Genomic DNA, 13,200 nt, shown 5'->3' with positions numbered 1-13,200 from the left:
ACAAAGCAACTCTAAAGACGCATGAACCGACGGGAAGTTCTTAAAAATGTCGCCTTGGCCGGAGGCGGATTCATCGTTTTGCCCACTTGGGCGGAAGCGTGGAGCCTGAACACTCTCCAAAGGTCGGCGTCATATCTTTCGCTTGAGCACGAAGCCATGTTGGTCTCGGTGGTGGATACAATTATTCCAACGACCGATACGCCCGGAGCCAAAGACTTGGGCGTACCAGATTTTATCCAAAAAATGCTGTTGGATTGTTACGAAAAAGACGTGCAAGAAAATCTCAAAAAAGGTCTTGAAAAGACCAATGCCATGGCCAAAGACCGTTATCTCCGGGCCTTTGTAGACTGTAACTCCCTTCAACGTAAAGACATTTTGGGTAAGGTAGCGATGTCGGCCGACCAGACGCAAAAAGACTATTTGACACTTATAAAATCACTGACAATTCTTGGTTTTACTACCTCTGAATACGTCCAGACCAAATACCTGAAATATAATCAAGCGCCAGGCCATTACTACGGGTGTGTACCAGTTCAGTAGTGAGTATTCAGATTTTTCTCTTTACTGAACCCCCAATGTTCGTACTCAATACCTAATACTTTATCCTTAATACCCCTTATTCTCAATACTCCAATGTCATACCTTAATATAGATTCCATCAAAGACCGTACATACGACGCCATCGTGATTGGTTCAGGAATCAGCGGCGGTTGGGCAGCAAAGGAGCTGTGCGAAAAAGGACTGAAAACCCTTGTTTTGGAGCGTGGTCGTGACGTACAGCACGTAACCGATTATCCAACTGCCAATAAACATCCGTGGGAATTTGAGCATCGTGGACAAGTGCCGTTGGAAATACGAAATCAGTACCCGAAAGGCCGCGCCAGTTTCATGCGCGAAGAAACCATACACTGGGCCATAAAGCCTGATGAACAGCCGTTTGTGGAAGAACAGCCGTTTCAGTGGACGCGCGGCTACCACGTGGGCGGCAAATCGCTTTTGTGGGCGCGCCAAACGCAACGCTGGTCGGACTTTGATTTTGAAGGCCCCGCCCGCGACGGATTTGCGACCGATTGGCCTATTCGCTACGCCGATATTGCGCCTTGGTACAGTCACGTTGAAAAATTTGCTGGGATTTCGGGAAATAAAGACGGTTTGCCAGAATTGCCCGATGGTGAGTTTTTGCCGCCGATTGAATTGAGCTGCATTGAAAAACATTTTCAGGAAGCCATCACCAAAAATTACAAAGACCGCCACGTGATTCAGGGGCGTTGTGCGCACATTACCGACCCGCAGCAAATCCACTACGACCAAGGCCGTGCCAAATGTCAGCACCGTTCGCTCTGCAACCGTGGCTGTCCGTTCGGTGGCTATTTCAGTAGCAATGCATCTACTTTACCGTGGGCGGCCAAAACGGGCAACATGACCCTGCGTCCGCATTCAGTGGTGCATTCCATTATTTTTGATGAGAAGAAAAGAAGGGCTTCGGGGGTAAGAGTTGTGGATGCCACTACAAAGGAAGTGATAGAATTTTACGCTAAAATCATTTTTGTCAACGGCTCGGCGCTCAACAGCAATTTGATTTTGTTGAATTCCATTTCAAGCCGTTTCCCCAACGGCCTAGGCAACGACAGCGGCACGCTGGGAAAATACATCGCGTGGCACAATTACCGTGGACGGATCAGCGCGGAATACGAAGGTTACTACGATAAAATGACCGATGGCAAAAACCCTAGCAATGCCTACATTCCGCGTTTTAGGAATCTCCACAAACAGGAAAGTGATTTTCTGCGCGGCTACGCCACGGGCATCGGTGGCGGTCGGGGGCGCCTAACGCGACAGGCCGAAATCGGCGAAGAACTCAAAGACGCGCTTCTGCATCCACAATTGGGCAATTGGAACATCAGCGCGTGGATGATGGGTGAAACGATTCCCATCGAAAGCAATTATGTGCGCCTTGATGCCAATCTGAAAGATAAATACGGAATTCCGCAACTAGTGACGTCGGTGAAGTGGACGGAAAACGACGACAAAATGGTGAAAGACTACCTCGAACAACTCAACGAAATGTTTACGTTGGCGGGATTTAAGAACATTCGTGGCGTGGATACGCACGCAAATCCAGGTTCAGATATTCACGAGATGGGCGGTATTCGCATGGGCAAAGACCCAAAAACGTCGATGTTGAACGAATGGAATCAAGTACACAGTTGCAAAAACGTGTTCGTGACCGACGGTGCCTGTATGACTTCTACTGGCACTCAAAATCCGTCTCTGACCTATATGGCAATCACCGCCCGCGCGGCAGACTACGCCGTGAAGCAATTGAAAAAACGAAAGTTATAGCCGATACTCTGTGTAACTCCGTTTCTCTGCGGTTTTAAAAATAGTAACTAACTCAAAATGAATACAATGAAAAAAACAACTATTTTATTGAGCCTTGCCCTTTTGCTGTTCAGTACCATCAGCGAGGTTTTTGCCCAAAAAGGCAAACTATACACATTCCCCATCGGAATGCAGGCGTACACTTACCGCGCCAGTTTTCCTAAAGACGTAGCCGCCACGCTCGACACGCTTAAAATGTTGGGTGTCACCGAACTCGAAGGAGGCGCCGCCAAAGGCACCACCCCCGAAGAATTTAGAAAAATGTGCGAAGAGCGCGGCATCAAAATTCCCGGAACGGGCGGAGGCTACGAACAATTGGTAAAAGACCCCGCAGCAGCGGCTAAAACGGCCAAATTGTTAGGTTCTAGTTATCTTATGTGCGCATGGATTCCACACAAAGTCAAAGGTGGTTTTACCTTTGAGGAAGCCAAAAAGGCCGTGGATGATTTTAACATGATCGGAAAAGTGCTGAAAGAAAACGGCATCACTTTCTGCTACCACAACCATGGCTACGAGTTCCAACCCTACGAAGACGGAACGTTGTTTGATTACATTGTCAAAAACACCAATCCCGAATATGTTTCCTTTGAATTAGACATTCTTTGGGCATTTCACGGTGGAGCTGAGCCCGTTAGTTTGTTAAAAAAATACGGAAAGCGCTTCAAGCTCATTCACCTCAAAGACCTCAGAAATGGCGTAAAAGGAGATTTGACCGGCGGTACGCCATTGATAAACGACGTAGTGTTGGGCACAGGGCAGGTTGACGTAGCGGGCGTAATCAGAGAAGCCAAGAAAATCGGCATTAAGCACTACTTTATCGAAGACGAAAGCCCTACTTGGTACGAGCAAGTGCCTAAGAGTATTGCGTATTTGAAGAGTTTATAATTTCAAAAATGGATTTTAAGTGAGGCTGTCTCAAAAGAGGTAGCCTCTTTTTTGTTTTATTGTATCCCTAAATAGCAACAATTTTTAGGGATTTTTTTTTAAGAATAGAATTATTTCAATATTATTGCCCTCAACAACTCTCTAGCAACAGCGTAAAAATCTTCTCTGGCTTACAGCCACCTTGGTTTCAAAACATTGAAGCCTCCGCTTTTGTTTTTGAGTTGACTGAACCATTTCAATATAAACTAAATCGTCAAATTCATGTTAAAATTTACCTATTTTTCGATGGCAAGGCTAGTCTTTGCGACGGGGATGTGGTTACTAACCGCAATTGCCTTTGCCCAAAACCAAGTCAGCGGAACGGTCAAATCCGCCGATGGCTCCCCTATCCCAGGAACGAATGTCGTTGTGAAAGGCACAACAATAGGCACCACCAGCGGGGCGGATGGAACGTACTCAATTACGCTCCGTCAAAACAACGCAACGTTGGTCTTTTCTTCCATTGGTTTTCAATCGAAAGAGGTGGCTGTTGGCAACAACAGCACCATTAATGTAACGCTTGTCGAGGATGTTTCAAACCTTCAGGAAGTCGTTGTAACAGGTTTGGCGTCGAGCATCAAACGTTCCAACTTAGCCAACGCCGTAGCAACTCTTTCGGCTAAAGACCTCATGGGAACGACTCAAATTCAAACGGTAGACAACGCATTTTACGGAAAACTGCCAGGGGTCAACATGAACACCAACGGTGGCGCTCCCGGAGGCGGGGTTTCGATTCAGTTGCGGGGTATTTCATCGCTGGTAGGAGCATCCCAACCCCTTTATATTATTGACGGAGTCTATGCCAACAATGGGGTTAATCGTTCGGGTCGTGCCTCTGTCACAGGCGCAGGGGCAGAAACCCAAGACGATGCCTCTAACCGTATTTCTGACTTAAACCCCAACGACATCGAAAACGTAGAAGTACTCAAAGGCCCATCGGCGGCGGCTATCTACGGTACCCGGGCCAATGCTGGGGTAATCATCATCACCACCAAACGCGGTAGTGCAGGCAAAACAAAAGTATCGTTTGCTCAAGACTATGGATTTGCTACGCCACAACGCTTGTTTGGGGTGGACAACTGGACGGAAGCTAAAATCAATACTTTTTTTGCCGCTGCTCGCCGGCAGACGGAGTTAGACCGCTTCCGCGCAGCCAATGGCCAAACCTGGGATTATGAAAAGTATTTTTATGGTAACACCGCGCCACTTTCCAACACTCGTTTGGGAATTTCGGGCGGCAATGACAAAACCAAGTTTTTCATTTCGGGCGCCTTGACCGATGAAAAAGGAATTGTTCGTCGTACGGGCTTTAAACGCTATTCGTTACGGGCCAATATCGACCATAAACTGACCAACGATATTACCTTATCCGTAGGGTCAAACTACATCAATACCAACTCCGACCGTGGTTTTACAGGAAACCAAAATAACTCAGGGGCGAGTATTGGGTACAACATCGCTTACGTACCCAATTATTATAACCTTTTCCCTGATGAAAGCGGTCGCTATCCCGACAACCCTTACTTCTCCGAAAATCCCGTGGCAGTGACCGACCGGGGTATTAACAACACCAATGTCAACCGATTTATTCAGTCGTTTAACCTGACGGCGAATCTTTACAAGTCAGAAAAATCACTTCTGAAATTGGTGGGCCAAGGAGGTTTGGACTACACCCAAGGAACAACGTTTGTTTACCTTCCCGAAGATTTGCAGTTTCAACGCGCCCAAGGGAACCCAGGCGATGTGATTTGGGGGAAAACCGAAAACGTGAATACCAACTTTCAAACAGCGTTGGTTTATAACTGGAACATTGGAAAAGTTAATCTTACGTCGCAGGCAGGCGCCGTTCGGCTTAACTTCCGCGAAGACCGCTTGCTCAACCGATCGCGCGGATTGGCAGGAGGGCAAACCAACTTACGTCAAGGAACAGTACAAGAGATTTTCGACCAACGTTTTCAGACCATTACCGACGTAGGTGCGTTTGTTCAACAAGAAGCCAACTGGGATGATAAAATCATCGCTACGGCAGGTGTACGATGGGACAAATCAACCCTTATTGGCGATGCAGACAAGTTTTGGGCTTTTCCGAAAGCATCTTTGGCCATCAACATAGCCAACTTTGACTTCGTTCGCTCGTCGAGCTTGGCTTCTGTTTTCTCGCAAATCAAGCCCCGCGTTGCTTATGGACAAACCGCTGGGGTACCGGGTTTTGGAACCACATTTACACCGCTCAACTCGGCCAATATTGGCGGATTGCTTGGCTCGGTGGTGACCACTGCGGCGGGAAATGCGACCATCGAACCTGAACGTGCGGGCGAGTTGGAGTTTGGATTGGATTTAGGGTTGTTTAATAATCGCATCCAACTGGAAGCTACTTACTACGATAAGCAAACCCGTAGCAATATCCAGAATTTGCAACTTTCTCCTGCCGTGGGTATCAGTACAATACCTACTAACTTAGCCCAACTCCAAAACCGTGGCGTAGAGCTTTCATTGGGCGGGGCAATTGTCCAAAAAGAAAAATTTCGTTGGAGTTCGCGGGTATTGTGGTGGAAAAACGACATTCTTCTCACCAAGTTGGGGATTCCTGCGTATAACTTAGGCGCTTTTGGGGTAACATTAGGAACGTTCCTGTACCAAGAGGGCTTTTCGCCGACGACCATCGTGGGTACACGCCCAGCGCGTGATGCCAATGATACGCCTGCCGCAGAAGGTGTGCGCACAGGAGCGTATATTTTGGGAGACAACCAGCCCGATTTTCAGATGTCGTGGAGCAATGAAATCAACTTCTTCAAAAACTTTGATTTCAACATGCTTTGGCACTGGAAAAAAGGTGGGGATAACATCAACCTGACCGAGTTTTTATGGGATGGCGGCGGAACCTCTCCTGACTGGGACGATGACGATAACGGCGACGGTGTGCCAAATGGCCGTCAGCGTGGTTTAGCTCCTCACAATGGTGCCGATCGCTGGGTGCAAGATGCCACTTATCTTCGTTTGCGCGAGGCGGCCTTGTACTACACTGTTCCCTCTACTTCATTGAATAAGTGGTCCAACAATAAAATATCACGGGTGCGTGTAGGCTTCTCTTGCCAAAACCCATTGACGTTCAGCAAATACCGTGGCTATGACCCCGAAACTTCTACATTTGGGTTACAAGCCGTAGCATCTGGGGTAGATATTGCTCCTTATCCTACACAGCGTCGCTTTTTTGGTCATTTAGTTGTTGAATTTTAATGCATTACGGACATGAAAAAAATACACTTATATACTCCGATTTTTGCAGGGCTGTTGTTGATGATGAGTTCTTGTAACTTTTTCAGCCTTGATACGCCCAACGATCCCAATAACCCTTCGCTGGGAAGTGTGAGCCAAAATGCGTCTCGTACCCAAGTACAAAACTTGGTGACGGGGCTAGAATCACGTCACCGTGATTATCTCTTTACCGTGACGATGCTGTACGGCACAATGGGGCGTGAGCTTTGGTACTTAAACGCCTCTGACCCTCGTTGGCAAACTGATTGGCTCGGCATGAATGGGCGTCAGGCAACAGCCAATATGTTTGGGTATTTGAATACGTATCAGCAACCTTATTTTGCCATTCGTCAGGCCTTGACGGTGATTGATGCCGTTAACAATACCAATACCTTTACAACCGAAGAGAAAAATGCGGTTTCGGGCTTTGCCAAAACCCTCATGGCGTACCAATACCTGATTGTGGCAATGGGGCAATACGACAATGGGATTCGAATTGATGTCAAAGATCTTCAAAATCCAGGGCCTTTCTTACCGCTGGCTGAGTCTCTTACACAAATCAAACGCATCTTGGACGAAGGCAATACCGAATTGAACGGTGCTGGCACAGGAAATTTCCCTTTACGTTTGACGTCTGGTTTCACAGGAAATGGCTTCGGAACTATTGCTGGACTGCGTCAACTGAACCGTGCCATTGCAGCTCGCTTAGCTGTATATCGTCAGGACTGGCAAGGGGCGCTGGATGCAGTAGCCGCATCTTTTTATAGTGCAACTGGTAGTTTAGAGGCAGGGCCTGCCCATACCTTCGGGGCGCCACCTGATACATTTAACCCGCTATTTTTTGTCAAAAATGCCAACGTAAGCACCATGATGGTGGTGCACCCGTCGGTATTACGTGATACCGTTGCGGGAGATGCCCGCGTACGTGCGAAGTTCTTCCGCCGGACGGCCCCTGTATCAGTTACATCTGATGGCACGCCGTTGGCGGGTTTGTACCAAGACAACCGTTTTGCCCTCAACACTTCTGAGGTGAAGTTTTTCCGCAATGAAGAGTTGGTGCTGATTGCTGCTGAGGCCAACGCCCAGCTTAATAAAATCCCAGAGGCAGTGGCGGCGATCAACCGTATTCGTACCGTTGCGGGTATTGGCAACTACACGGGCGCTACGACCAAAGACGCCCTTATTGACGAAATCTTGTTCCAACGCCGTTATTCGCTTTGGGCCGAGCCTTGGGGACATCGTTGGGTAGATTTGCGTCGCTACGATCGCCTCAATGCCGCAAACGTAGATGTCACCATTGACCGTGGTACAATTTTCAGGCAATTGGCCCGCCCGCAGGCCGAAATCAACTGGGATGAATACGTAAAAACGCGGTAATTTATGGGTTGCCCAAAATTAAAAAATCCCTGCTACTTCGAGTGGCAGGGATTTTTGTTAAAGATCGGGTAGCTGTCCACAATTAACTTGTGATTTAGTACGCTTGAGGTCCACTAATTTTCGGACATCTTCGTCGTTTTTTTTACCACCACTTACCGCACTTCCCTAGAAAGCAAACTCGCCGAAAGTTCATCCAGATACAAACTGCAATTGGGGTGTTTTTGTAAAATACTTGCAGGATAAAGATTATTTACTTCATGTTCCAAACAATCTTTTACGGCCTGCGCCTTTCGTAAATCGGGGACGGAGCAGATGAGGTGTGCAGTTTTCATGATTTGTTTTACCGACATACTGATGGCCTGCTTGGGTACATCGTCCAAAGTCGGAAACCACCCTTCGTTCATCTGCTGACGGCGGCATGGCTCGTCCAAATTTACCACGATGTACGGATTTTCAGTGTCAAAATCAGCCGGAGGGTCGTTGAAGGCCAAGTGGCCGTTTTCACCGATACCAACCAATGCGACGTCGATGGGGAATTGCTGAATCAACGCGCCTAATCGTGCGCATTCTTCTTCTGGATTTACTTCGCCATCAATCAAATAGCTCGCTTTTAGCGGTGGAACTTGGTCCAAGAAACGCTCCTTGAGGTATTTTCGGAAACTGGCGGGGTGAGAAAGTGGCAGGCCGATGTATTCGTCGAGATGAAACATCGTGACCTTGCTCCAATCAATGTCTTTATTGTCAATAAGTGTTTGTAACGTACCGAATTGACTCGCCCCTGTGGCTAAAATAACGTTGGCGAAGCCTTTTTCAGCAATGGCGTTGCGAATTGATTCGGCCGCTTTTTGGCCCGAAATCTCGCCTAAATCAGCGGGGTTTTTAGAAATATGGATGTTCATAAAATAAGGGAAAACAGAGGTACTGATGGAGGTGAGTTAGAGTGAACGTTCTTTGATTCTGGTATTGCCGCCTTTGGTCATGGAAATATCGACGGGTGCGTTATTTTTCCATGACCCACCCGTGAAATCAGGCACATCGATGGAGGCTGAACGGTTAGCTACCGACCACTCGCTCAGCGGTGCAATGGCGCTCCACGAAGCGGCGTCGTATACGTCTTGGTCGAGCGGCAAGCCATTGCGGAGGCAGTCAATCAGACGCCAGTCCATCAAAAAGTCCATGCCGCCATGACCGCCCACTTTCTTGGCCAGTTCACCGATGCGTTTGATGATTTCGGGCTGATATTTTTCTTCCAATTTTTTGTATTCTTCTTCCGAAATCCAGTCGTGTCCCGTTGAAATCTTACCGGGTAGCGGATATTTGAGCGCCGTGGCTTTGGTACCGCTCACCAAGTGAATGCGTGAATAAGGGCGCGGAGAGGTTACATCGTGCTGCACCATGATGGTTTTGCCTTTTTGGGTGCGAATCGTGGTTGTGTTCATGTTACCCCGAAACGAAGCGTTGGCAAATTGCTTGAAATCGGCATCGGTGGCGGCCAATGCGTGCGCCCTCGGTGCCAACATAAAATCATTGCTCGCCATCGAAACCAAGTAGTCCATTTTATCGCCGCGATTGATGTTCAAAACCTGACAAATAGGCCCTAATCCGTGCGTTGGGTAGAGGTTGCCGTTGCGCTGATTTTCTTTCAGTCGCCAAAGGTCGTAGCGTTTGCTTTTATCAAAAAACGAATCGTAAATATCGTGAATGTAAGCCCCTTCCACGTGAACTACCTCCCCGAAAAACCCCTGACGCGCCATATTGAGCGTGAGCAGTTCGAAGAAGTCATAACAGCAGTTTTCGAGCATCATGCAGTGTTTGCGCGTCCGCTCGGAGGTTTCGACGAGTTTCCAGCAGTCTTCCAGCGTAGTAGCGGCGGGAATCTCTACTGCCACGTGCTTGCCCTGCTCCATGGCGTAGAGGGCCATTGGGGCGTGGAGGTTCCATGGTGTGCAAATGTAGACCAAGTCAATGTCGTCGCGTTCGCAGAGTTTTTTCCATTCGTTTTCGCTACCCGAGTACAGCGTTGGATTGTGGGGCGTATTTTCTAGTTTCTTTTTGGCTTCTTGGGCTTTTTCGGGCCGGATGTCGCAAAGGGCTTTCACCTCCACATTTTCGAGGTAAACGATGCGGTTGAGCGCACCAGAACCGCGATTCCCCATGCCAATATACCCAATTCTGACGGTCTCTATTTTGGGTGCCCCGTATCCACTCATGTTAAACTTTTGCGTGTGAGGTTTGAGCGCTTGTTGTTGAATAGGGTTCAGAGAGGAAACTGGCTTGGCTGTGGCACAGGCCTGTGTGATGCCTGCAGAGAGCAGGCCAATGCCCATGGTTCCCGTCAGTTTTAAAAAATCGCGGCGTTCTTCCGATGATTTATTCATAATCGTTCGCAGATTTAGGCTTTAAGGTTGAAGCAATGAGGGAAAATGAATGAAAAAAGTATCACTTGTTATAAGAGGCAAGGAGTAATAAGTATTACTCAAAACTGCGATATTTTGGCTATTTTTGCCCGCTATTTTTTATTTAATATTGACGCATGGCCCGTACTGGAAAAACCTCAACAGAACCGCTTAAACCCAAAGAGACCCCGCTTAATCGCCAATATAATCAAATAAAATCACGCTATCCGGGAGCTATGTTGCTCTTTAGGGTGGGGGATTTTTACGAAACGTTTGGGGAAGATGCCATCCGCGCAAGCCGAATCTTGGGCATTGTGCTTACCCGTCGCAACAATGGCGGTGCGCAGGAAGAATTGGCGGGTTTTCCGCATCATTCGTTGGATACCTACTTGCCCAAGCTCGTTCGGGCGGGCGAGCGCGTGGCCATTTGTGATCAGTTGGAAGACCCCGCCGTGGCGAAAGGCATCGTTCGGCGCGGGGTAACGGAGCTGGTAACGCCCGGGGTTTCTTTCAATGATAATGTGCTGGATACCAGACGGAATAATTATTTGGCGTCGGTTCATTTTGGCAAACAAAACACCTTTGGGATTGCCTTTTTAGATATTTCGACGGGTGAGTTTTTGACCACTCAGGGCAACAAAGAATACATAGAGAAGTTGCTGCAAAGTTTTGCGCCGTCGGAGGTGTTGTACTGTAAAAAATACCGTCAGGAATTCGGCGAGTTGTTTGGGGATAAATTTCATACCTTTTGCCTCGAAGATTGGGCTTATACGCATGAGTTCGGCTACGAAATTCTCATCAAGCATTTTCAAACCACTTCGCTCAAAGGATTTGGCGTCGAAACCCTCACCGAAGGCATCATTGCGGCAGGGGTGATTTTGCGGTATTTGGCCGATACCGAGCATAAAGACGTAAAGCACATCACGCGCCTGACGCGCCTCGACGAAGAAAAATACGTGTGGCTCGACCGCTTTACCATTCGCAACCTGGAATTGGTATATCCCCAACAAGAGGGCGGAGTGCCGTTGATTCAGATACTCGACCAAACCGTAACGCCCATGGGCGCGCGGCTGTTGCGTAAGTGGTTGGTACTACCGCTAAAAGACAAAGCACCGATTGAAGAGCGCCTGCAAACGGTGGAGTTTTTTCTCCAAAACGAAGAATTGCTGGACGAAATCACCCTGCACCTCAAACAAATTGGGGATCTCGAACGCCTTATTTCAAAGGTGGCGGTTCGACGCATCAACCCTCGCGAACTGCTGCAACTGAAGAAGTCTTTGAGTCACATTGCACCCGTGAAAGAATTGCTGCAAAAAGCGTGGAACGGAGAGGTAAAAGGGAAGGGTGTCAAAGTTGAAGGGGCGCCAGACAGTAACGAATCCGAAACTCCGTTGTCTGTTTCTCCGTCTTCCTCGCTGACGCCGTTACGCAAATACGCCGACCAGCTCAATCCCTGTGAGTTTTTACTGGAAAAAATCGAAACTGAACTCCGCGAAGACCCGCCCGTGGTGACCAATCAGGGCGGTATGATTAAGAGTGGCATTGATGCTGATTTGGACGTGCTGCACAAACTGGCGTTTTCGGGCAAAGATTATCTGATACAAATTCAAAACCGCGAGATTGAACGCACAGGTATTACCTCCCTCAAAATCGCCTACAACAAGGTGTTTGGTTACTATCTCGAAGTGACCAACTCCCACAAAAACCGCGTACCGCCCGAGTGGATTCGGAAGCAAACACTCGTGAATGCCGAGCGCTATATTACGCCCGAACTGAAAGAGTACGAAGATAAAATCCTGAGTGCCGAAGATAAAATCTTTGCCATTGAGCAGCGTATTTTCAACGATTTGGTCATGATGGCCAACGATTACGTGGCGGCGGTGCAGCAGGATGCCCGCGTGGTATCGGTACTGGATGCGTTGGCGTCGTTTGCGCGGGTAGCGCGTAAAAATAATTACAACAAGCCCAGAATTACGGAAGATAAATCGCTGAAAATCAAAGAAGGACGTCATGCCGTGATCGAACAGCAACTGCCGTTGGGTGAAAGTTACGTGCCCAATGATTTGTATCTGGATGACGAGACCCAGCAGATTATTATCATCACGGGGCCCAATATGGCGGGAAAATCGGCGTTGCTGCGCCAGACCGCACTCATCGTGCTGATGGCCCAAATGGGCAGCTTTGTGCCCGCCGCCGAGGCCGAGATTGGGTTGGTAGATAAGATATTTACCCGCGTGGGAGCCTCCGACAACCTGAGTCGCGGGGAGAGTACCTTCATGGTCGAGATGACCGAAACGGCGAGTATTCTCAACAACCTTAGCGAGCGGAGCCTCGTGCTGATGGACGAAATCGGGCGCGGAACGAGTACGTACGACGGGGTCAGCATTGCGTGGAGCATTGCGGAGTTTTTGCACAATCACCCGCGCCACCGCGCCAAAACGCTGTTTGCGACGCACTATCACGAACTGAACCAATTGGCCGACGATTTTCCGCGCATCAAAAACTTCAACGTAGCCGTGAAGGAAGTGGGCAACAAAGTGATCTTTCTGCGGAAATTGAAAGAAGGCGGCAGCGAGCACAGCTTCGGGATTCACGTGGCGCAAATGGCTGGGATGCCGCAAGAGATTGTGCTGCGCTCCAACGATATTCTGCACAGCCTCGAAAAGAGCCACCAACGGGCCGAAACCAACAAAGCCGTGAAAGAAATGCCCAAAGTAAACTACCAAATGACCCTATTTGAGCCGCAAGACCCCAAAATAGAAGAACTCAAAGCCAAGCTCAAAGCCTTGGATATCAATACCCTTTCGCCGATTGAAGCCTTACTGAAACTGAACGAATTGCGGCGATTGGTGGAGTAGGGAATTAT

At 48.4% G+C, this 13,200-nt stretch carries 8 protein-coding genes; 6 read left to right on the top strand and 2 right to left on the bottom strand.

Features of this window, described 5'->3' with window-relative positions; all coding sequences use genetic code 11:
• Positions 1–21: 21 nt before the first annotated feature.
• From DR864_RS12815 to DR864_RS12795, 5 genes are all read left to right on the top strand, one after another.
• On the top strand, positions 22–540 hold the full coding sequence (locus tag DR864_RS12815; protein WP_114067357.1) for a gluconate 2-dehydrogenase subunit 3 family protein: 519 nt from the start codon (positions 22–24) through the stop codon (positions 538–540).
• Positions 541–633: 93 nt separating this feature from the next.
• Complete coding sequence (locus DR864_RS12810) at positions 634–2,343, top strand: GMC oxidoreductase (RefSeq protein WP_114067356.1); 1,710 nt, start codon at positions 634–636, stop codon at positions 2,341–2,343.
• A 66-nt stretch (positions 2,344–2,409) separates the two neighbouring features.
• Positions 2,410–3,267, top strand: a complete 858-nt coding sequence (locus tag DR864_RS12805) for a sugar phosphate isomerase/epimerase family protein (protein WP_114067355.1) — start codon at positions 2,410–2,412, stop codon at positions 3,265–3,267.
• 261 nt (positions 3,268–3,528) lie between these two features.
• The gene (locus tag DR864_RS12800; RefSeq protein ID WP_114067354.1) at positions 3,529–6,543 is read left to right on the top strand and encodes a SusC/RagA family TonB-linked outer membrane protein; all 3,015 of its coding nucleotides are present in this window, start codon (positions 3,529–3,531) and stop codon (positions 6,541–6,543) included.
• 12 nt (positions 6,544–6,555) lie between these two features.
• Entirely contained in the window at positions 6,556–7,938 is a 1,383-nt protein-coding gene (locus tag DR864_RS12795; protein ID WP_229599573.1) for a RagB/SusD family nutrient uptake outer membrane protein, read from the top strand.
• Positions 7,939–8,090: 152 nt separating this feature from the next.
• On the opposite strand, the gene DR864_RS12790 is transcribed toward DR864_RS12795, so the two are convergent.
• The gene (locus tag DR864_RS12790) at positions 8,091–8,837 is read right to left on the bottom strand and encodes a glucosamine-6-phosphate deaminase (RefSeq protein ID WP_114067353.1); all 747 of its coding nucleotides are present in this window, start codon (positions 8,835–8,837) and stop codon (positions 8,091–8,093) included.
• A gap of 36 nt (positions 8,838–8,873) precedes the next feature.
• Complete coding sequence (locus DR864_RS12785; protein WP_114067352.1) at positions 8,874–10,316, bottom strand: Gfo/Idh/MocA family protein; 1,443 nt, start codon at positions 10,314–10,316, stop codon at positions 8,874–8,876.
• A 155-nt stretch (positions 10,317–10,471) separates the two neighbouring features.
• Here DR864_RS12785 and mutS point away from each other — a divergent pair, with 155 nt between their 5' ends.
• Complete coding sequence (gene mutS, locus DR864_RS12780; protein WP_114067351.1) at positions 10,472–13,192, top strand: DNA mismatch repair protein MutS; 2,721 nt, start codon at positions 10,472–10,474, stop codon at positions 13,190–13,192.
• Positions 13,193–13,200 lie beyond the last annotated feature (8 nt).

It is taken from the genome of Runella rosea, assembly GCF_003325355.1.
GTDB lineage: Bacteria > Bacteroidota > Bacteroidia > Cytophagales > Spirosomataceae > Runella > Runella rosea.
Note: the sequence above shows the minus strand (reverse complement) of the source record. Positions and strands in the feature narration are given on the sequence as shown.